At 74.2% G+C, this 21,108-nt stretch carries 14 protein-coding genes; 11 read left to right on the top strand and 3 right to left on the bottom strand.

The genetic code is table 11. The features are described 5' to 3' along the window. Positions 1–122: 122 nt before the first annotated feature. Together gltB and H1A17_RS25175 are read left to right on the top strand one after the other, a co-directional pair. Entirely contained in the window at positions 123–4,778 is a 4,656-nt protein-coding gene (gene gltB / locus H1A17_RS25180; protein WP_194823047.1) for a glutamate synthase large subunit, read from the top strand. Further along, positions 4,771–6,279: a glutamate synthase subunit beta gene (locus H1A17_RS25175; protein WP_145920939.1), complete on the top strand. Its 1,509-nt coding sequence runs from the start codon at positions 4,771–4,773 to the stop codon at positions 6,277–6,279. Before gltB ends, H1A17_RS25175 begins: the two co-directional genes overlap by 8 nt. A gap of 364 nt (positions 6,280–6,643) precedes the next feature. Here the strand turns inward: H1A17_RS25175 and H1A17_RS25170 are convergent, their stop codons facing one another. Continuing rightward, a complete protein-coding gene (locus tag H1A17_RS25170; RefSeq protein ID WP_145920938.1) occupies positions 6,644–8,182 on the bottom strand; it encodes a M1 family metallopeptidase in 1,539 nt (512 codons plus the stop codon). A 201-nt stretch (positions 8,183–8,383) separates the two neighbouring features. Between H1A17_RS25170 and H1A17_RS25165 the strand changes: the two genes are divergently transcribed. From H1A17_RS25165 to H1A17_RS25135, 7 genes are all read left to right on the top strand, one after another. Further along, positions 8,384–9,196 carry an SGNH/GDSL hydrolase family protein gene (locus tag H1A17_RS25165; protein WP_145920937.1) on the top strand — a complete coding sequence of 271 codons (813 nt, stop codon included), beginning with the start codon at positions 8,384–8,386 and terminating at the stop codon, positions 9,194–9,196. Between the two features lie 106 nt (positions 9,197–9,302). After that, positions 9,303–11,984: a hypothetical protein gene (locus H1A17_RS25160; protein WP_194823045.1), complete on the top strand. Its 2,682-nt coding sequence runs from the start codon at positions 9,303–9,305 to the stop codon at positions 11,982–11,984. 81 nt (positions 11,985–12,065) lie between these two features. Further along, positions 12,066–14,714, top strand: a complete 2,649-nt coding sequence (locus tag H1A17_RS25155) for an FtsK/SpoIIIE domain-containing protein (RefSeq protein ID WP_309236854.1) — start codon at positions 12,066–12,068, stop codon at positions 14,712–14,714. Further along, on the top strand, positions 14,715–15,449 hold the full coding sequence (locus H1A17_RS25150) for a hypothetical protein (protein WP_194823044.1): 735 nt from the start codon (positions 14,715–14,717) through the stop codon (positions 15,447–15,449). A gap of 191 nt (positions 15,450–15,640) precedes the next feature. Further along, on the top strand, positions 15,641–15,904 hold the full coding sequence (locus H1A17_RS25145; RefSeq protein ID WP_145920934.1) for a DUF6244 family protein: 264 nt from the start codon (positions 15,641–15,643) through the stop codon (positions 15,902–15,904). Positions 15,905–16,033: 129 nt separating this feature from the next. After that, positions 16,034–16,468: a hypothetical protein gene (locus tag H1A17_RS25140; protein ID WP_145920933.1), complete on the top strand. Its 435-nt coding sequence runs from the start codon at positions 16,034–16,036 to the stop codon at positions 16,466–16,468. Positions 16,469–16,632: 164 nt separating this feature from the next. Next, a complete protein-coding gene (locus tag H1A17_RS25135) occupies positions 16,633–16,968 on the top strand; it encodes a DUF6204 family protein (RefSeq protein WP_145920932.1) in 336 nt (111 codons plus the stop codon). Positions 16,969–17,233: 265 nt separating this feature from the next. Here the strand turns inward: H1A17_RS25135 and H1A17_RS25130 are convergent, their stop codons facing one another. Further along, positions 17,234–17,449, bottom strand: a complete 216-nt coding sequence (locus H1A17_RS25130) for an AlpA family transcriptional regulator (protein ID WP_228544192.1) — start codon at positions 17,447–17,449, stop codon at positions 17,234–17,236. Positions 17,450–17,715: 266 nt separating this feature from the next. Here H1A17_RS25130 and H1A17_RS25125 point away from each other — a divergent pair, with 266 nt between their 5' ends. Together H1A17_RS25125 and H1A17_RS25120 are read left to right on the top strand one after the other, a co-directional pair. After that, positions 17,716–18,039, top strand: a complete 324-nt coding sequence (locus tag H1A17_RS25125; RefSeq protein ID WP_194823043.1) for a hypothetical protein — start codon at positions 17,716–17,718, stop codon at positions 18,037–18,039. Between the two features lie 39 nt (positions 18,040–18,078). Beyond that, a complete protein-coding gene (locus H1A17_RS25120) occupies positions 18,079–19,563 on the top strand; it encodes a DUF3237 family protein (protein WP_145920930.1) in 1,485 nt (494 codons plus the stop codon). A gap of 91 nt (positions 19,564–19,654) precedes the next feature. Here H1A17_RS25120 and H1A17_RS25115 read toward each other — a convergent pair whose 3' ends face one another. Next, the gene (locus H1A17_RS25115; RefSeq protein ID WP_194823042.1) at positions 19,655–20,605 is read right to left on the bottom strand and encodes an FAD-dependent oxidoreductase; all 951 of its coding nucleotides are present in this window, start codon (positions 20,603–20,605) and stop codon (positions 19,655–19,657) included. Between the last annotated feature and the right edge of the window lie 503 nt (positions 20,606–21,108).

Here is a 21,108-nt window from a genome sequence, read left to right as displayed (position 1 = left end):
TCTGGAAGGTGTGATCAATCTGCACTGGCCCTGCCCGGGTCGCCCTAACGTAGACTCAACAGACCGCCCAGGGCCGACGTCGTCCCGACCATGAAACAACCTGAGTGACGACAGGAGACCCGGTGGCCCTTCCGTACCCGCACAGCCCGCAGCCGGTCCCTTCCGCGACCGGTCTGTACGACCCGGCGCACGAGCACGACGCGTGCGGGGTGGCCTTCGTGGCCGACCTCTACGGGCGGCGCTCCCACGCGGTGGTGGCGAACGGCCTCGGCGCGCTCTGCCGGCTCGACCATCGTGGCGCCCGGGGCGCCGAGCAGAACACCGGCGACGGCGCGGGCATCATGATCCAGGTGCCGGACGCGTTCCTGCGCGCGGTGGTGGACTTCCCGCTGCCCCCGGCCGGCCAGTACGCCACCGGCCTGGTCTTCCTGCCCGACGACGACGGTGGCGAGGCCCGCGCCCGTCAGGTGGTGGAGAAGTACGCCCTCGTCGAGGGGGCCGAGGTGCTGGGCTGGCGCGAGGTGCCGACCGACCCGAGCGGCCTGGGCGAGACCGCGCTGGCGGCGATGCCCCGCATCCGGCAGCTCTTCCTGGCCGCGCACCGGCTCACCGACACCCCGGCCGGCCCGGCGGGCTCCCCGCTGGCCGGCATCGACCTGGACCGGGTGGCGTTCTGCGTCCGCAAGCAGGCCGAGCGGGAGACCGCCGAGCGGGGGGTGACCGCCTACTTCCCGTCGTTGTCGGCGCGGACGATGACCTGGAAGGGCATGCTCACCCCCGACCAGCTGCCGGAGTACTTCCCGGAGCTGACCGACGAGCGGGTCGACAGCGCGATCGCGCTGGTGCACTCCCGGTTCTCCACCAACACCTTCCCGTCCTGGCCGCTGGCCCACCCGTACCGGTTCATCGCGCACAACGGCGAGATCAACACGATCCGCGGCAACCGGAACTGGATGCAGGCCCGCGAGGCGCTGCTGCGCAGCCCGCAGCTGCCCGGCAACATCCGCCGGGTGTTCCCGGTCTGCACCCCGGCCGCCTCCGACTCGGCCAACTTCGACGAGGTGCTGGAGCTGCTGCACCTGGCCGGCCGGAGCCTGCCGCACGCGGTGCTGATGATGATCCCGGAGGCGTGGGAGAACGACCCGGCGATGCGCCCGGACAAGCGCGCCTTCTACCGGTTCCACGCCAGTCTGATGGAGCCGTGGGACGGTCCGGCGTCGGTCGCCTTCACCGACGGTGAGATCGTCGGGGCGGTGCTGGACCGTAACGGCCTGCGGCCGGGCCGCTGGTGGCGGACCGCCGACGGGCTGGTGGTGCTGGGCAGCGAGGCGGGGGTGCTCGACCTCGACCCGGCCACGGTGGTCGCCAAGGGTCGCCTCCAGCCGGGCCGGATGTTCCTGGTCGACACGGTCAACGGCCGGATCGTCTCGGACGACGAGATCAAGACCGAGCTGGCCGCCGCCCAGCCGTACGACGAGTGGCTGCACGCCGGCCTGATCGACCTCGGTGACCTGCCCGCCCGGGAGCACGTGGTCTACACCCACGACTCGGTGCGCCGCCGGCAGCAGACCTTCGGCTACACCGAGGAGGAGCTGAAGATCCTGCTCGCCCCGATGGCCCGGACCGGGGCGGAGCCGCTGGGCTCGATGGGCACCGACACCCCGATCGCGCCGCTGTCGACCCGGCCCCGGCTGCTCTACGACTACTTCCACCAGCTGTTCGCCCAGGTCACCAACCCGCCGCTGGACGCGATCCGGGAGGAGTTGGTGACCAGCCTGGCGTCGACCATCGGCCCGGAGGGCAACCTGCTGGACCCGGGCGCGGCGAGCTGCCGGCAGATCGTGCTGCCCTACCCGGTGATCGACAACGACGAGCTGGCGAAGCTGCTCGACGTCGACGAGGACGGTGACCTGCCTGGCTTCAAGGCGGTCCGGGTGTCCGGGCTCTACCGCATCCGCGACGGTGGGGCCGGCATCAAGGCCCGGCTGACCGAGATCTGCCGGCACGTGTCCGAGGCGATCGAGGACGGCGTGCGCATCCTGGTGCTGTCCGACCGGGACTCCAACGCCGACCTGGCGCCGATCCCGTCGCTGCTGCTGACCGCGGCGGTGCACCAGCACCTGGTGCGGGAGCAGACCCGGACCCAGGTCGCGCTGATCGTGGAGTCCGGCGACTGCCGCGAGGTGCACCACGCGGCGGTGCTCATCGGGTACGGCGCGGCGGCGGTCAACCCCTACCTGGCCTTCGAGTCGGTGGAGGACATGATCGCCACCGGGGCGCTGGTCGGGGTGGAGCCGGGCAAGGCGGTCCGCAACTACGTCAAGGCGCTCGGCAAGGGCGTCCTCAAGATCATGTCCAAGATGGGCATCTCGACGGTGTCGTCGTACTGCGGCGCGCAGGTCTTCGAGGCCGTCGGCCTGGACACCCGGCTGGTCGACCGCTACTTCCGGGGCACCCCCAGCACCATCGGCGGGATCGGGCTGGCCGAGATCCACGCCGAGGTCGCCGCCCGGCACGGGCAGGCGTGGCCGGCCCCCGGCACCGTCGGCTCCGCCCGGCTGGAGGTGGGTGGCGAGTACCAGTGGCGGCGCGAGGGTGAGCTGCACCTGTTCAACCCGGAGACGGTCTTCCTGCTCCAGCACGCCACCCGCAGCCGCCAGTACGACGTGTTCCGCCAGTACACCGCCAAGGTCGACGAGCTGGCCGCGCGGGCCGGTTCGCTGCGCGGGCTGTTCACCCTGCGGACCGGGCTGCGCCCGGCGGTGCCGATCGAGGAGGTCGAGCCGGCCACCGAGATCGTCAAGCGGTTCGCCACCGGCGCCATGTCGTACGGGTCGATCTCGGCCGAGGCGCACGAGACCCTCGCCATCGCGATGAACCGGCTCGGCGGCAAGTCCAACACCGGTGAGGGCGGCGAGGACGTCGACCGGCTGCACGACCCGGCCCGCCGCTCGGCGGTCAAGCAGATCGCCAGCGGACGCTTCGGGGTGACCAGCGAATACCTGGTCAACGCCGACGACCTCCAGATCAAGATGGCGCAGGGCGCGAAGCCCGGCGAGGGTGGGCAGCTGCCCGGCAACAAGGTGTGGCCGTGGATCGCCCGGACCCGGCACGCCACCCCCGGCGTCGGCCTGATCTCCCCGCCGCCGCACCACGACATCTACTCCATCGAGGACCTCGCCCAGCTCGTGCACGACCTCAAGTGCGTCAACCCGGCCGCCCGGGTGCACGTCAAGCTGGTCAGCGAGGTCGGCGTGGGCACCGTCGCGGCCGGGGTCGCCAAGCTCAAGGCCGACGTCATCCTGATCTCCGGGCACGACGGCGGCACCGGCGCGTCCCCGCTCAACTCGCTCAAGCACGCCGGCACCCCCTGGGAGCTGGGCCTGGCCGAGGCGCAGCAGACGCTGCTGCTCAACAAGCTGCGCGACCGGGTCACCGTGCAGGTCGACGGGCAGCTCAAGACCGGCCGGGACGTGGTGGTGGCCATGCTGCTCGGCGCGGAGGAGTTCGGCTTCGCCACCGCCCCGCTGATCGTCGAGGGCTGCGTGATGATGCGGGTCTGCCACCTGGACACCTGCCCGGTCGGCATCGCCACCCAGAACCCGGTGCTGCGGGAACGCTTCACCGGCCGGCCGGAGTTCGTGGAGAATTTCTTCCTCTTCCTCGCCGAGGAGGTCCGCGGCTACCTGGCCGAGCTGGGCTTCCGCAGCATCGAAGAGGCGATCGGGCAGACCGAGGTGCTCGACGTCGTACCGGCGATCGACCACTGGAAGGGCCACGGCCTCGACCTGACCCGCGTGCTGCACACCCCGCAGCTGCCGGAGGGGACGGCCCGGCGGGGCGTCCGCGCCCAGGACCACGGCCTGGAGCAGGCCCTGGACAACGAGCTGATCGCGCTGGCCCAGCCGGCGCTGCGCGACGGCAGCCCGGTCCGGGTGGAGGTGGCGGTGCGCAACGAGCACCGCAGCGTCGGCGCGATGCTCGGTGGCGAGGTGACCCGCCGCCACGGCGGCGCGGGCCTGCCCGACGACACCGTCGAGTTCGTGCTGCGCGGCACCGCCGGGCAGTCCTTCGGCGCGTTCCTGCCGCGCGGGGTGACCCTGCGGCTGCACGGCGACGCCAACGACTACGTCGGCAAGGGGCTCTCCGGCGGCCGGATCGTGGTCCGCCCGGACGCCGCCGCGCCGTTCGTCGACCCCGAGGCCACCGCCGGGCAACGCGCCGAGGACCAGATCATCGCCGGCAACACCATCCTGTACGGGGCCACCGGCGGCGAGCTGTTCCTGCGCGGCCGGGTGGGGGAGCGCTTCGCGGTCCGCAACTCCGGCGCGGTGGCCGTCGTCGAGGGCGTCGGCGACCACGGCTGCGAGTACATGACCGGCGGCACGGTGGTGGTGCTCGGCGAGACCGGCCGCAACTTCGCCGCCGGCATGTCCGGCGGTACGGCGTACGTGCACCGGCTCGACACCGGCCGGGTCAACGCGGAGCTGGTCGACCTGTCCCCGCTGCGCGACACCGAGCGGGAGCTGCTGCACGATCTGGTGCAGCGGCACGTCGCCGAAACCGACTCGGCGGTCGGCGCGGAGCTGCTCAAGCGCTGGCCGGAGGCGGTCGGGGAGTTCACGGCCGTGGTCCCGAGGGACTACCGCCGGGTGATGGAGATCATGAAGGCCGCCGAAGCCGCCGGCCGCGACGTCGACGACGCGGTCATGTCTGCGCTGACCGCGTCGGTGCCGCCCGTCCCGCGGGTGGTCGCCCAGGAGGTGGCTCGTGCCTGACCCGAACGGTTTCCTGCGCTACGAACGGCGGCTGCCGGCCCGCCGCCCGGTGGCGGTGCGGATCACCGACTGGCGGGAGGTGTACCCGCCCGCCGGTGCCGAGCTGATCCGGGAGCAGGCCACCCGGTGCATGGACTGCGGCATCCCGTTCTGCCACGACGGTTGCCCGCTGGGCAACCGCATCCCGGACTGGAACGACCTGGTCCGCACCGGCAGTTGGGACGCCGCGGTGGAGTCGCTGCACGCCACCAACAACTTCCCCGAGTTCACCGGCCGGCTCTGCCCGGCCCCCTGCGAGGCGGCCTGCGTGCTGGGCCTGGGCGGGCAGCAGCCGGTCACCATCAAGCAGGTCGAGGTGGAGATCGCCGATGCGGCGGTGGCCCGGGGCGGGCTGACCCCCCGCCCGGTGCCGGCGTCGACCGGCCGGTCCGTCGCCGTGGTCGGCTCCGGGCCCGCCGGGCTCGCCGCCGCCCAGCAGCTCGCCCGCGCCGGTCACGCCGTCACCGTGTACGAGCGGGACGACGCGATCGGCGGCCTGCTCCGGTACGGCATCCCCGACTTCAAGCTGGAGAAGCAACACATCGACCGGCGGCTGGCCCAGCTCGCCGCCGAGGGCGTGCAGTTCCGCACCGGGGTGAACGTCGGCGTCGACGTGACCGCCGAGGAGCTGCGGGCCCGGCACGACGCGGTGCTGCTGGCGTGCGGCGCGCTCCAGGGGCGGGACACCCCGGAGACGCCGGGCCGGCCGCTGCGCGGCGTCCACCAGGCGATGACCCACCTGGTCGCGGCGAACCGGGTGGTGGCGGCGGCCGGGGACGGCCGGCCCGCGCTGGCGGTGTTGCCCGACGGCACGCCGATCGACGCGGCCGGCAAGCACGTGGTGATCATCGGTGGTGGCGACACCGCCGCCGACTGCCTGGGCGTGGCCCACCGGCAGGGCGCGGCCGGCGTCCACCAGCTCGACCTCTACCCGGAGCCGCCGCACGGCCGCGACGCCGAGCGGGACCCGTGGCCGACCTGGCCGTGGGTGCTGCGCAACTACCCGGCGCACGAGGAGGGCGGCGAGCGGGTCTTCGCGGTCGCCGTGCAGGAGTTCGTGGACGACGGCACCGGCCAGGTCAGGGGCGTCCGGATCGCCGAGGTGACGGTGGAGCGGCGGGACGGCCGTCGGATCGTCACCGCGCTGCCCGGCTCCGAGCGGGAGTTGCCGGCCGACCTGGTGCTGCTCGCCATCGGCTTCGAGGGCACCGAGGAGCAGCCGCTGCTGGCCCAGTTCGGGGTGACCCGCAACGCCCGGGGCGCGGTCGACGCCCGCCCCGACTGGCAGACCGACGCCGACGGGGTCTTCGTCGCCGGGGACATGCACCGGGGGGCGTCGCTGATCGTCTGGGCGATCGCCGAGGGGCGGGCCGCCGCCGCGGCGATCCACTCCTACCTGGGTGGGGCGGGTGACCTGCCGGCCCCGGTCGACCCGGCCCGGCAACCCCTCGCCGCCCGCTGACCCCTGCCCGCCGACCGTCCGCTGATCTTCGCCCGCCTGCTGGTCGACGGTGTCAGGTAGGTCGATCGGTGGCCGTCAGCCGACTCGACCTTGGGGCCGGCGCCCCCGGCTCGCAGCCGTTTCTGGAGCACGACCTGTCCGGGCTCCGCTGTGGTGCCGCGGGGCGTTGGGGCCACCCCTGCGCGGGCACGTGTCCCACGGAAAGCGCTATGCCTGTCCGTCATATCTATGACCGTCAGGCATAGCGCTCTCCGGAACCACCGTTCCGCCGGACCGAGCCGAGACCGGCCCGGGGGTCACGGTTCTGGGCCGGTTCGGGCTGCCCGCGCCGGTGCCGGGGGCGGGCAGCCCGAACCGGGGTCGGTCAGCGCGCCAGCAGCTGGTGCGCCGCCCGGATCTGGGTCCACGACTTCGGCTGCGCCGGTGCGGTCGTGGTGCGGGTGGCGGCGGCCGGGGCGGGCCGGCCGGGGGTGAACAGCCAGGTGGTGAAAACCGGGTCCAGGTCGAGGCCGGAGATCTGCTCGGCGAGGGCCTGGAACTGGGCGATGGTGCCGTTGCCGTACCGGTGGGCGGCGGTCCAGGCGGGCAGGATGCGGAAGAACGCGTCGTCGCCGACGGCCAGCCGGAGCTGGTGCAGCGCCATCGCGCCCCGGTCGTAGACCGCGTCGTCGAAGACCGCGCCGGCACCCGGGTTGCCCGGCAGCACCTGCCAGAAGCCGTCGGCGGCGGGGTAGTTGGCGTAGGTGAAGTCGAACAGCTCCTGCGCGGTGCCCTCACCCTGCGCCTCCGACCAGAGCCACTCGGCGTACGAGGCGAAGCCCTCGTTCAGCCAGATGTTGCTCCAGTCCGCCACCGAGACCGAGTCGCCGAACCACTGGTGGGCGTTCTCGTGCACCACCACGTACGGGTTGCTGCCGCGCCGCCAGAAGCCGGGCCCGTACACCGGGCGGGTCTGCGTCTCCAGGGCGAAGCTGAGGCTGTCGAGCGGAGCGGCCACGCCCCCCTGCGCCTCGAACGGGTACGGCCCGAAGATGCCGCTCTCCCAGTCGACGACCTCGGCGGTGCGTTCGATGCTGGCCCGGGCGGCCGGCCCCCGGTCGCCCAGCGTGGTGCTGTAGGCGTTGATCACCGGCTGCCCGTTCGGGGCGGTGTCGGTGACGATGTCGTACTGGCCGATCGCCAGGAACGCCAGGTAGGTGGCGCCCGGCTTGGTGCTGCGCCAGCCCCACCGCATCCGGTTGCCGGCCTCGGCCAGCGGGGGCCGGGGCTGCACGCCGTTGCTGATCACCTCGACGCCGGCGGGCACCGACACCGAGACGTCCCAGGTGGCCTTGTCCAGCGGGTGGTCGTTGGAGGGGAACCACCACCAGGCCGACTCGGGTTCGTTGACGGCGAGCGCGCCGTCGCTGGTGCGGGTCCACCCGGAGTAGCCGTCCACCAGGGTCTCCGACGGCACGCCGGAGTAGGTGACCACGACGGTCATCGCCTGACCGGTGGTGAGGCCGCGCGGCGCGGTCACCGCCAGCTCGTGGGCGCCCTCCCGGGCGAACCGGGCGGTCCACCCGTTGACCCGCACCGACTCCACGTCGAGCAGGAAGTCGAGGTTGAACCGGGAGAGGTCCTGGGTGGCGGTGGCCAGGATGGTGGTGGTGCCGCTGAGCCGGTCGGTGGCCGGCTCGTAACGCAGCCGGACGTCGTAGTGGTCGACGTCGTAGCCGCCGTTGCCGTAGTCGGGGAAGTAGGGGTCGCCGAGGCCGGGGCTGCCGGGTTTCGGGGCGGCCGAGACCGCGACCGACCGGCTCTTGCCCGGTCGGGCGTCGGCCTGGCCGGGGACGCCGGTCACCAGGGTGCCGGCGGTGGTGACGGTCAGGGCGGCGATGGCCGCCGTGAAAACACGTCGCACGGGGTGGACTCCCTCCATCGGGGTGTTCGCACCGACAACCTAATCGACGGCGGTGGAAACGTGCGCCCCGGATGGCGGGGATCGGCTGTTCTCATCCTGTCGATGTTTCGCTAGCATTACCGACTAGTAACAACGCCTCACCCCCCTGGCCACGCGCGCGGTCCAGAGGCTTCCCCCGTTGCTGCCCCTGGAGGATCCGTCATGCCCCACCGCGCCCTACCCCGCCGCGTTCTGGCCAGGGCCGTCACCGCCCTGGCCGCCGTCCTCGCCACCGTCACCGGTGCCCTGCTCGTCCCGACCGCCGCCCAGGCCGCCACCGTCCACTACGTCGCGCTGGGCGACTCGTACTCCTCCGGTGTCGGCGCCGGGCCGTACGACCTGTCCACCTGCCTGCGCAGCCAGAAGTCGTACGCCCCGCTCTGGGCCGCCGCCAACGCGGTGACCAGCTTCGCCTTCCCCGCCTGCGGCGGCGCGGTCACCGCCGACGTGATCGCCAAGCAGGTCGGCTCACTGAGCGCCACCACCACCCTGGTCACCATCACCATCGGCGGCAACGACGCCGGCTTCGCCGACGTCATCACCAGCTGCCGGTTCGGCAGCACGGCGACCTGCACCGCCGCCGTCGACAAGGCCAAGAGCTTCGCCACCTCCACGCTGCCCGGCCGGCTCGACGCCACCTACGCCGCGATCCGCGACCGGGCCCCGAACGCCCGGCTGGTGGTGCTCGGCTACCCCCGGCTCTTCGAGACCGGCTCCTGCGGCGTGCTCGCGATGAGCAGCTACAAGCGGACCATCCTCAACGAGGCCGCCGACGTGCTCGCCACGGTCACCGCCGCCCGGGCCGGCGCGGCCGGTGCCACCTTCGCCGACGCCCGCCCGTTCTTCACCGGGCACGGCGTCTGCGCCGCCACCCCGTGGATCCGCGACGTCAGCGGCGTCATCGAGGCGTACCACCCGAACGCCGACGGCTACCGGTACGGCTACCTGCCGACGCTGACCGCCGCGCTGCGCTGACCGGGCCGGCCGGGTGACCGGTCGCATCCCACCGGACACCCTCGGTTGCCTCCGTCGTCGACAATGGGAGCCCTCTCTGGACCCTGTCGGCGGCGGAGGTGCCCGTATGCGCGAACCGGTGACCCCGCCGCCGCCCCGGCCACCCACCGTGGACGGCCCCCCGGTCGGCGGCACCGAACTGCTCGCCCTGCTCACCCGGCTGCTGCGCCGGCCGCGTCGGGGCGACCGCCGGCTGCCGGTGCTCTGGCTGGTCCGGGCCGCCACCGGCGGCGACCCGGGGGCCCTGCTGCGCCGCTTCGTCGGGCGGGGCGCGGGTCGCCGGGTCCCGCACGCCGTTCTCGACCTGGCCGCCCGCCCCGACCTCGCCGACGTCCCGGCGGTGCTGCGCGAACTGCACCGGCAGTTGTCGCTGGAGGCGTTCGGGGCGGCCCGGCTGCGGTTCCGGCACTACCCGCTCGCCGACTGGCTGATGCAGCAGACCCTCGACGTGGGCGTCGACGCCGCCGACAGCGGCCGGGCCACCCTGGTCCGCCGGCTGCGCGACTGGCGGGGCCGGCGTCCCGTCGAGGAGCCGCAGGTCAGCGGGGAGTCGGGGGTCGGCACGGCGCTCCAGGTGCTGCTCTGGCTGCTGCGCCGGGCGGTGCCCAGCGCGGTGTTCCGGATCGCCGTCTCCGGCCGGGTGCCGGTCGTCGGCGGCCACTACCGGTGGTTCATGCGGCAGCAGTACCTGGCCCCCCGCCAGTCGGTGACCTTCCTCGGGTTCGCCGAACGGCTCACCGCCGGCTGGCGCGACGGCGAACAACCCGCCCAGGTGGACAAGCTGCTGCTGCACGCGTTCCTGGAGGACCTGCGGCAGGCGTACCGGCGACGGGTGTGGCGGCCCGGGGACTGGCGGCGTACCGCGTACCCGGTGCTGCTGCTCGACGGGGTGGACGTCGACGGCGTCGGGCACACCCTGGTCCGGCTGCTCACCGACGTACGCAACGAGACCGGCCGCAACGATCCGCTGCTGGTGGTGGCGCTGGCCACCGCGCCGCCGCCGGAACTGCCCGGCACCCGCCCGCTGCGCGAGGCGGACGACGCCTACGACGAGTGGGCCGAGGCGCTGCCCGAGACCCGGCGGCTGCGGCGGGCGGCCGCCTGGCTGGTGGCGCTGCGCCCGGACGACGAGGACGCCACCCCGCCACCGGGCGTCGTCCCGCCCGCGCTGGTCGCCCCCGACCCGCCGTGGTGGGCACGGCGGTTCCTGCCGGCGGCGGTGGCCGTGGTCCTGCTGGCCGGCGTCGGCGTGTGGGCGGACAGCCGGTGGACGCTGGACTGCCATCCGACGCCGACCGGCCAGGTGCGGGTGCGGGTGATCGCCGGGGAGTGCGTCGGCTACAGCGACACCGCCGCCCAGGTGTTCAACGCCGAACCCGGCCAGGACCGGCTGCGGTCGGTGCAGCGGCGGATCTTCGCGCAGAACCGGGCCGCCGAGGAGGTGTGGCGGCGCAGCGACCGGCGTCGGCCCTACCTCACCCTGGTCTACCTGGGCACCCTCACCGGCAACCGGACGCGCGCCGACGAGGAGTCCTACGTCTCCGAACGCGAGGAACTGGAGGGCCTGGCCACCGCCCAGTACGCCCTGCTCAAGGAGTCCGCGGCGGCTGACGGCGCGGCCCTGCTGCACGTGGTGGTCGCCAACGGGGGCCGGCAGATGCGCCACGCCGGGCCGGCGGTGGCCATGCTGGAACTGCTGGCCCACGACGACCCGACCGTGCTCGGGGTGGTCGGGCTGGTGGAGAGCCGCACCAGCACCGCCGCAGCGGTGCGGGAACTCAACCGGGTCGGCCTGCCGGTGCTCGCCCCCACCCTGTCGGCCGACCGGATGGACCAGAACTCCAGCCTCTACCTCCAGATCTCCGCGCCCAACGCGGCGCAGGCCGCGATGATCGAGACGTACGCCCGGCAGGTGCTGCGGGTGACCGAGGCGCACGCCTACTACACCACCGGCGAGGACAGCTCGCTCACCGAGGACCTCTACGTCGGCACCCTGGTCGACGGGCTGCGCCAGCGGTTCGGCAGCCGGCTCACCCGGCTCGACGAGTGGCGTACCGGGCGACGGTTGACCGCCGAGTGCGGCTACCGGGGGGTGCTGCTGTTCGCCGGGCGCTGGTCGGAGTTCGACGGGTTCCTGCGGGCGTTGAAGGAGTGCGGCAACGATCCGCCCCGGCACCTCGTCGCCGACGACTCGGTCAACCGCTACATGGCCAACCCGGGGCTGCGGGCCAGTGCCCCGGGCAACCTGCCGGTGACGTACGTGTCGAAGGCGGCGCTGGCGACCTGCGCCGCGCTGCGGGCCGCGCAGGCCGCCCGGGACGACGCCCGGGGCAGCTTTCTGACCTGGGTCGGCGCCGACGACCTGCTCGACCCGCCGCGCTGCCGCGACGGTGTCGGCGCACCCGTCGGCGAGCGGGTCAGCCTCGCCTACGACGCGGCGATGATGATGGTGCGGGCACTGGAGAGCCTCGCCGCCCGGCTGCGGCACGCCGACACCGGCCGGCGCTGGGAGCCCCGCTCGGTCAACCCGGTCGGCGTGCACGCCGAGGTGCTGCGGCAGAACGCCGCCGTCGGCTACCCGGGGGTCGCCGGGGTGATCCGGTACGCCCCCGACTCGGGCGAGCCGGTCGCCAAGCGGCTGGCGTTGCTGCGGGTGGCGCGGGTGCCGGACGTGGCCGCCGAGCCGGTCGAGGTGTTCCACTGTGGTGCGGCCGACAGCGGACCGGACCCGGGCTGCCGACCCGTCTGACCCGTGGGCGGGTCGTGCGTCCGGACCCGCCGGGGCGCTAGGGTTCCCTCGATTCGTCCGCACGTGGGTGGGGAGCAGTGGGTGGGCAGGCTCGCATCGGCGTACGGGCAGGCGGTCGCCGCGCACCGGCAGGCCCGGCAGCGGTGGACGGCAGCCCGTGCCCTGCTGGACCGGCTGGCCGGGCAGCCCGTCCCGGAGCGCACCGCCGACCTGGTCGCCCGGCTGGCCCGGCTGGCCGACGCGCTGGCCGCCCCGCCGCCCGGCAGCACCGACCGGGCCGGCGCGACGGCCCCCGGCGGACCTGCACCCACCGGACCGGCACCCGGCCCCGTCGCCGGGGCACCCGGTGGCCCGCCGCCGGGACACGTCGTCGTGTCGCCGGGCGGTCCGGCCCGGGGCCACCGTGCGGCGTCCCCCGGCGACGGCCCGGCGGCGGTGCGCATCGGTGAGGCGTCCACGGCGGACGGTCGGTTCCCGCTGCTGCTGCCGCTGGGTGCCGGCCGGCACCTGGCGGTCGACGGGGACGCCCGTGATCCCCGGGTGGCGGTGCTGCTGCGGGTGCTGGTGCTGCGGCTGCTCACCACGGCCGCCCCGGGCAGCGTGCGGGTGGTCGGCATCGACCCGGCCGCCTGGGGGGCCACCTTCATCCCGCTGCGTCCGCTGCGCGACGCCGGGGTACTCGGTAGCGTCGCCACCACCGAGGCCGAGATCGGCGCGCTGCTGGACGCCGCCGAGGCGCACGCCCGCGCGGGGGAGGCCGAACTGTTGCTGGTGGTGGCCGCGTCCGCGCCCGGCCCGCGCGAGCTGGCCCGGCTCGCCGCGCTCACCCACGCCGGGCCGACCGCCGGGGTGTGCGTGCTGTTCGCCGGGCGCGCGGTGACCACGCCCGGCCAGGCCCCACCCACGCTGGGCGGCACCACCGAGGTACGTCTCGACGAACGGTACGCCCGCGTCGGCGACCCGCCCGGCTACCCGTTCAGCGCCGACGGCACCGGCCTGCCCGTGCCGGTGCTGCTCGACGGTGACCCGCCCGCCGTCGCCGTCCAGGCGCTGGCCGACCGGCTGGGCGCGCAGGTGCGCCGGGACACCGCCCTGCACCTGGCCGACCTGCTGCCCGAGCGGCGCTGGACCGGCTCCGCGCGGGGCGGCCTGACGACGGTGGTCGGCCGCTCCGGGCGTACCCCGGTCAGTCTGGCCTTCGACGACGCGACGCCGCACTGGCTGGTCGGTGGCCGCACCGGCGCGGGCAAGACGGTCTTCCTGCTCGACGTGCTCTACGGCCTGGCGGCCCGCTACTCCCCGGCCGAGCTGCACCTGTGGCTGCTCGACTTCAAGGAGGGGGTGAGCTTCACCGAGTTCGTCCCCACCGACCGTGACCCGTCGTTCCTGCCGCACGCGCGGGCCGTCGGCGTCGAGTCCGACCGGGAGTACGGCCTGGCCGTGCTCCGCGAACTGCGCCGGGAGCTGGGCCGGCGGGCCGGGCTGTTCAAGCGGCACGGGGTGACCAAGCTCGCCGACCTGCCGGACACCGAACCGGTGCCCCGCACGGTCGCCGTGATCGACGAGTTCCACGTGCTGTTCGCCGGCAACGACCGGCTGGCCCGGGAAGCTGTCGACCTGCTGGAGGAGCTGGCCCGCAAGGGCCGCTCGTACGGCGTACACCTGGTGTTGGCCAGTCAGAGCACCAGCGGCGTGGAAGCCCTGTACGGCCGGGCCGAGTCCCTGTTCGGGCAGTTCGCGCTGCGGGTGGCGCTACCCGGCGGTGAGGCGGTGCTCGGCCCCCGGGCGACCGTCGCCGGCCCCACCCGGATCGGCACGGCGCTGGTCAACACCGCCGCCGGGGCGACCGGCGCGGACATCCTGCTGCGGTTCCCCGACGCGCACGCCGACACCCGCCAGCTCGCCCGGCTGCGCTACGAGCTGTGGGACGCGCGCCCCGACGACACCGGCCCACCCGAGGTCTTCCGGGGCTACGCCACCGCCCACCTGGAGGACGAGCCGACCCCTGCCGCCACCCGCCGGCCGGCGGTGCTGGTGGGCCGGACGGTCGACGTGGCCGGCAGCACCGCCCGGTTCGACCTGGACGCCTCCCCCGGCCGGCACCTGGCCGTGGTGGGCACCTCGACCACCGGCGCGCACGTGCTACGGGCCGCCGCGCTGAGCCTGGCCGGCCAGCACCGGCCCGGGGAGGCCGAGTTCGTGCTGGCCACGCTGGTGGCCGCCGCCGACGAACTGGCCGACGACACGGCCGCCGGGCTGAAGGCCGCCGGGCACCCGGTTACCCAGGTCGACGCGGCCGGGCTGCGCACCCGCATCGCCGGGCTGGCCGCAGGCGGCGGGGAGCGCGGCCGGACGTACCTGGTGGTCTTCGGGGTGGACGCGGCCCACGCGGTGCTCGCCGCCGCCGACCCCGACACCTACCGGACCGGCCACGACGACCTGCGGGCGCTGCTGCGGGCGGGGCCGGGGCGCGGGGTGCACCTGCTCGGCTGGTGGCGGGGCCTGCGCCGGCTCGCCGACGACCTCGGCGGCAGCCAGAACCGCGACGACGTGGCCTGCCTGGTGGCGCTGAACGTGCCCGCCGACGACCTCGGGCTGCACCTCGGGGTGACCGACCTGGTGTGGACCCCCCGCCCCAACCGGGCCCTGCTGGTCGACCGGCACGCCCCGCGCACCGCGCTGATCGTGCCGTTCGTCCGCCCCGGGTACCACCCCGACGAGGAGCACTGAGTGGCCGGCTACGACGAGTACGCGGCGGCCGTCCGGCAGCTCTCCGCCCGGATCAGGGAGGGGGAGCGCGGTGCCGTCGCCGAGGCGGAACGCCGCCGTACCCTGCACGCCGGGGTGACCCAGCTCGGTCAGCGGCTGGCCGCCCAGGAACAGCGCCTCGCCCAGCTCGCCGCAACCGCCGGCCTGCCCGCCGTGCCCGACCCGGCCCCCGGGCCGGGGCCGGTCCCCGGGGCCGGCACGGGTCCCGGCGTCGGCTCCGGTACGGCCCCGGGGCCCGCCCCCGGCTCGGTCACGGGTCCCGGCGGGTCCGGGGTGGACGGCGATCCGGCGCTGGTGCTGGCGGAGGCCGGACGGCTGGTCGACGAGGCCGACCGACTGGGCCAGCAGGCCGAGGCGCTGGCCCAGCGGCCCGCTCTGCTGCCCACCTGGTCGCCGACCGCCCGCGCGGTCGCCGTCTACGTCGGCTGTGCCGCCGTCGGGGCGCTGTTCATGCTGGTGCTGGTGGTCGCCAACGGCGTCGGCGTGGTCGACGGCGTCACGCTGGGCGCGCTGACCTGCGCCGGGCTGCCGCTGATCTCCTTCGTGGCCGGTTGGCTGGTCCTCGGCCGGTGGGGGCGGCCGGCCCTGGCCACCACCGACCCGCCCCGGTACGCCCCGCTCGGCTTCTTCATCTGCGCCGTGGCGGTGCCGCTCGCGTACTGCGTCACCCTGCTGGTGTTCCGCCTCGTCCGCTGACGCGTGACCGACCTGTCCGCGTGATCGATCCGTTCGCATGATCGACTCAATTGGGCCGATGTTGCGGAATCCAGCCCGGTCCGATGCCGCTACATCGGCCCACATGAGGCGGACGCGGGGTGGCTGCGTCCGGTGGTCGCCTCGTAGGCTCGCGGTGACCGTGGGAGGGCGACAGGGGCGGGGGAGTGCGGGTGAGTGCGGCGGAGATGATCGCGAAGCTGGCCGTGGCCGCGCAGAAGCTGGACGAGGCGCGGGCCAAGACGGCGTCGGCCGTCCAGGACGCCGCCGAGGCGCGGGCCCTGGTCGCCGGGGCGTTGCAGGGCGTCGCCGCCGGCCCTCTGATCGGCATGATCGACAACTACCGGCAGGCGCTCGACCAGGCCGTCCAGGCTGGTCAGCCGGCCCGGCAGCAGGTCGAGGAAACGATCGCCAAGGTGCGCGCGCTGGGCAACTGAGCGGGAACCCGGTGACCCGGCATTCCGGGCGGATGCGTGGTGGCGGCCCATCACACATCGGTCCCGGCCCGTGCCGGTGCCGCCGGTCGACCGGAGGGACAGGATGGACGTGACGATCGAGGTGGCGCAGTGACGGTGGTGAATGGGCGCGACGGCGGCGACCTGGACGGGTTCCACGTCGGGCGGGTGCCGGAGGATGCCGGGGAACTGGTGTCGGACTTCGCCTCCGAGTGGGAGGACGTCAGCTTCGCCACCCGGGTCTGGGAACGGGCCGTCGACGACGGCTACCGGGTGGACCTGCGGGTGCACGTCCTGCGCGGCGAACCTCTGACCACGCTGGTGCGCCTGCGCGAGTTCCTGGCCGGTTACCACGAGCGGGATTCCGCCGAGTGGCCGCTGGCGGAGTTCGCCCGTGGCGGGGATGTCGGGCTGGCCGGCGGGGGTGAGGCGTTCTGGCTCGTCCGGCCGGGCCTCGCGGTCGACGTGCTGGTGGACCTCGACCGGTTCGACGCGGAAACCGCGATCGAGGTGGCCGGCTCCGTCAGGGAGTTGCCCGCCGCCTGACCCTGGGAAAAGCCCGGGTGCTCCGGTGACCCTATGGGTAGGGTCGCCGGCAGGTGCCGTGCTGGTCGGCCGGTGGTGTACCGCTCCGTGGCTGCACAACTGGCGGTCGAACCAGCTCGCCCGTCGTTGCCGTCGTGTCCCGTCAGAGCCGGAGGTTCCCCACAGTGGCCGGTACGACCTATCAGGTCATCGTGCGCGGCAGGTTCGCGCCGCTCGGTGACGAGCAGCGGGCCGCGCTGCTCGCCAGGGCGGACGAGCATGACGTCTACCAGGCTAAGTTCACCGAGGAAGGCACCGTCACGTACGAGCGGTCCCTGCTCGGGTTCACCTTCCGCTGCCTCGTCCCGGCCACCGGGGAGGACGATGAGGCGGTGGTGATCGGCAGGGCGGAAGCGTCGGCCGCAGCCGCCGTCGCGGAACTCGGCGCGGGCCACCGTGATCTCACGTCGGTGTCGACCGACCTCGCCGACATCAAGATCCGCCACCGGGCGCGCGGGTAAGGGGCTCCCGTCACCGCCGAGCGTCGGCCTTGGTGCTGATCCAATCCGCCCTCCTTCGGGGAGAGTTGTTGTCGTCCTGGGCGCAACAGATTTCCACGAACATGGCCTGCCTGTCGGTGCCACCACATTCATGATTCGCGCTACAGCCTCGGCCGCCACGGTCAGCGCGTGTCGTCGTGACGTCCTCGCCCCGCTACGCCGACGCGCTCGTGGTGCGCAGAACTCCGGACTGGTTCGTGGCTGCCGGCGTGTTCGGGGTGGTCGCTTACTCCGGGGTGTCGTCCTCGGTGGGGCGCGGGGGCCGGTGATTGGTGATCCACTCTTCGACGTCCTCGGCCAGCCTCACCTTCATGCCGCGTAGCTCCTGGTAGGGCCTCGGGAAGGTGGGATGCCGGGTGAGCTGCTGGAACCGCTGCCGCGAGACACCCATCCGCTGGGCGATCTCGCAGGGACCCATCAGCAGCACCGGGTCACGACTCATGTCGCCGAGCGTAGTGATTCGCTGACTTTCCGATCGGCTATTGCCAGCTGACTGAACCTCCACCGGGGACCGTGTCGGTATGTCACGGCGAGTGTCCTACCACGAGCATCTGCTTGCCACGGCGATGACGTTGGCGCGGCGGCACCGGCCGGCGTGGTCGTGGCGGCGGTGGCGGTTCGTCTGCCGGTGCGGCAACGAACTGCCCTGTCGCTACCGGCACCGCACCCGATCAACCGGCGGCACTGGCCGAGCCAGGACGGGCCGCGATGATCGAGCTACGGGCCGGGGCGCTGGTCCAGGTGACGCGGAAAGCGAGCCCGCAGTTCGTCAAGCCGATCCTGTTCCGCCTGATCCGGGTCCGCACCGAGTGGATCACGTACGACGGTTGGGCCTGGCTCGACGGCTACCAGATCGACGCCAGGGGCGACGCGGTGGCCCGCCGCTCGATCTACGTCCGACCGGCCGGACTTCAACCCGCCCCGCCCGCACCGGGACCCGCCGCACCGCCTCCTGCCCGGCGAAGTCCACCGCGCAAAGCTGATCGACAGGTATCGATTGACAGAAGTTTGTCCGATCGGGACACTCGATGAAACATAACCGTGCGTGCAAGGCCGCTCCGGGAGGACCAGATGAGGCTCGTACACCGGCGGCCCCTGCTCGCGGGAGCGCTCGCCGCCGCCACCCTGGTCGGCGTCGTCGGGGTCGCCACCGCGGCCTCCGCCGCCACCGGCTGCCGGGTGACCTACACGGTCTCCAGCCAGTGGAACGGCGGCTTCGGGGCCAACGTCGCCGTCACCAACCTCGGTGACCCGATCAACGGCTGGCAGCTCACCTGGTCGTTCACCGCCGGGCAGCAGGTCACCCAGTACTGGAACGGCACCGTCAGTCAGAACGGCGGCCGGGTCACCGTCGGCAACACCACCTGGAACGCCGCGCTCGGCACCGGGGGGAGCACGTCGTTCGGGTTCAACGGCTCGTGGAACAACGTCAGCAACCCGGCGCCGACCGACTTCGCGCTCAACGGCACCCCCTGCACCGGCAGCACGACGCCCACCACGCCCACCCCGGGCACCCCGCCCCCCACCACGCCGCCGCCCACCCCGACCACACCACCGCCGACCACCCCACCACCGAGCACCCCACCACCCACCCCGAGCACCACCCCGAGCGGCGCGGAGGCGACCATCGTGCCCGATCCGTCCTGGACCTGCGGCCGGTCCACCGGCCTCGTGCCGCCCACGCGTGGCCGGCTGGTGTTCCGGGCCGCAGCCCAACTCGGCGCGATCCGCGACGTCGGCGTCACCCAGTACGGCCACCGTCGCATCCTCGACATCCGGGGCGGCACGGTCACCGGGGACCGGATCAACGGCAGCATCCTCACCGGCGGCCTCGACCTGGAACTCACCCTCGGCACCGGCGCGACCGAGCTGGAACAGGTCGCCATCCTGCGCACCGGCGACGGCACCCCGATCTACCTGCGCACCTGCGGGGTCGCACCGGCCGGCGACTCCACCGTGCGGATCGTGCCCGACTTCGAGGCCCCGAACTCCAGCCCGTACGCCTGGTTGAACACCGGGACCTACGTCGGCACCCGGACCGTCGACACCACGACGAACACCCTGAACCTGGCCGTGTACGACGTCTCCGGGGTGTCCCCGGCCGACCCGCGCGTGCAACTGCGGGACCCGGCCGGGACGGCCAACCAGTCGTGGGACTGCCTGACCGGCAGCGGCACCCGGGGCGCGGCGGTGTTCACCGAGGCGGTCACGCTCGGGGCCAGCGTCTCGATCGGGGCCAGCAAGCGCGGCACCCGCAACATCATCCCCATCACCGGCGGCACCACCACCGGCCGGGTGGCCGGCTCGGTCCTGCCCGGTGGCGCGGACTACCAGCTCATCGGGTCGACCACCACGTTGGACGCCCGGTACGTCCTGTCCACCACCGACCGGGAGCTGATCCTGGTCCGCAACTGCGGGGCGTTCGGCCGGCTGGTGCCGACGTTCGAGGCCCGCGCCGCCGGCCCGTACGCCTTCCTCAACGCGAACACCTGGCTGAGTTCCGACCCGGGTTCCGCCCCGGGCGGCGTGAGCATCACCTTCTACGAACGCCGATGACGCTCCGGGAGGGTGCCCGCCCCTCCGCCCCGGCACCCGGCCCCGCCCACGGTCCCGGTGGGTCGGGGCCGGGGCGCGTCCGTCCGTCCGGTCAGCCGTCCAGCGCCAGCCCGGCCACCTCGTCGGCGCAGCCCCAGGACAGGGTCACCCCGGCGCCCCCGTGGCCGTACGTGTGCACCAGCCGCTGCCCCGGGGCCGGCCCGGCCTGCACCGCGACCCGGGGCCCGCCGTGCCGTGCCGGCCGCAACCCGACCCGCACCCCGAGCACGGGGGCGTCGGCCAACTCCGGCACCAGCGCCACGCACCGGGCCCGGATCGCCGCCGAGGTGGCCCGGTCGGGTCCGGTGTCCCACCGGTCCGGTTCGGCGGTGCCGCCGAGCACCACGTCGTGCCGGCGCGGGTGCACGTAGGTGATGCCGGCCGGGTTCTCCTCGTCGCGCACCGAGATGGTCAGGCCCGGGTTCGCCACCAGCACCAGCCGCCCGCGTACCGGGTGCACCGCCGGGTCGTCGGCGAGCCGGCCGGCGGCCAGTCCGGTGGCGTTGACCACCGTCGGGGCCAGCGCGAAGCCGTCGTCGAGCCGGGTCAGCCGGCCGGCCACGATCCGCCCGCCGGCCGTCGTGAACCGGTCGGCCAGCCAGTCCAGGTACGGCGACATCTCCACCGTCGGGGCGGTGAACCGCAACTGGGTCGCGTACGGCCCGGAGCCGGGGTGGGCGACCAGGTCACCGACCGCCGCCGCCCACCACGGCGGGCCGGTCCACGGGCGGCGCAGCAGCATCCGGGTCGGCCGGGCCACCACCCCGGGCACCCCGGCGTCGGCCTGCCGGCCCAGTTCCGCGTACGTCCCGGTGGCCCAGCGCAGCACCCGGGGGTCGGCGTCGGTGTGGCTGGGGTACCAGACGGCGGCGGCGACCGCCGACACGGTGTCGCCGGGCGGGTCGGCGGTCAGCAGGGTCACCCGCGCGCCGCGCTCCCGCAGCCGTACCGCCGCCGTCAGACCGATGATCCCGCCCCCGACCACCAGCACGTCCGTGTCCATCGTCGACCTCCCGGTCGGTGCCGCCCGCGGGCACGGGTGGCCGGACCTGGATCGTCTCCCCGACCGGCCCGCCGGGGCCACGACAGAAATGGCACCGGGAACCGTCGACGGACAGATATCCGACACTTATTCGGAAAGCCGATCTCCGCTGGGAAATGGGATCGCGGACGGCATTCGTCATCGGTAATGTCCAGCCGCGTCGAATTCCGCCATCCGCGGAGTCGACCGACAGCGTTGGTGTAATTCGTCGCCGGTGGCGACCGGTCCGGCGATCCGCTCGGTCTGCCCGACCCGTTCGGCGTTGCGGCCGTCGGGTCCGCCGCCCGACCGGTCCGCCGGTGGTCCGGTCCGCCGGGCCCCGGTCACGGCCGGCGACATCCGTAGTCGAGGAGCCTCCCGTGCCCGACCTGGACCCCGAGCCGCAGCCCGGACCCCGCGCGGCCCAGCCCGGCCCGCCCGCCGACCGGCAGGCCGTACCGCCGGCCGGGACACCCCTGCGCCCG

Source organism: Micromonospora sp. S-DT3-3-22, assembly GCF_015354745.1.
Taxonomy (GTDB): domain Bacteria; phylum Actinomycetota; class Actinomycetes; order Mycobacteriales; family Micromonosporaceae; genus Micromonospora; species Micromonospora wenchangensis.
This window is presented reverse-complemented; position numbering and strand designations above follow the sequence as displayed.

What these genes read in the sequence shown, in the direction of transcription:
- H1A17_RS25165 (WP_145920937.1), top strand. Translation starts at nt 8,384, where the DNA reads ATGCCCCACCGCGCCCTACCCCGCCGCGTTCTGGCCAGGGCCGTCACC.
- H1A17_RS25120 (WP_145920930.1), top strand. Translation starts at nt 18,079, where the DNA reads ATGAGGCTCGTACACCGGCGGCCCCTGCTCGCGGGAGCGCTCGCCGCC.
- H1A17_RS25125 (WP_194823043.1), top strand. Translation starts at nt 17,716, where the DNA reads ATGATCGAGCTACGGGCCGGGGCGCTGGTCCAGGTGACGCGGAAAGCG.
- H1A17_RS25115 (WP_194823042.1), bottom strand. Translation starts at nt 20,605, where the DNA reads ATGGACACGGACGTGCTGGTGGTCGGGGGCGGGATCATCGGTCTGACG.
- H1A17_RS25160 (WP_194823045.1), top strand. Translation starts at nt 9,303, where the DNA reads ATGCGCGAACCGGTGACCCCGCCGCCGCCCCGGCCACCCACCGTGGAC.
- H1A17_RS25130 (WP_228544192.1), bottom strand. Translation starts at nt 17,449, where the DNA reads ATGAGTCGTGACCCGGTGCTGCTGATGGGTCCCTGCGAGATCGCCCAG.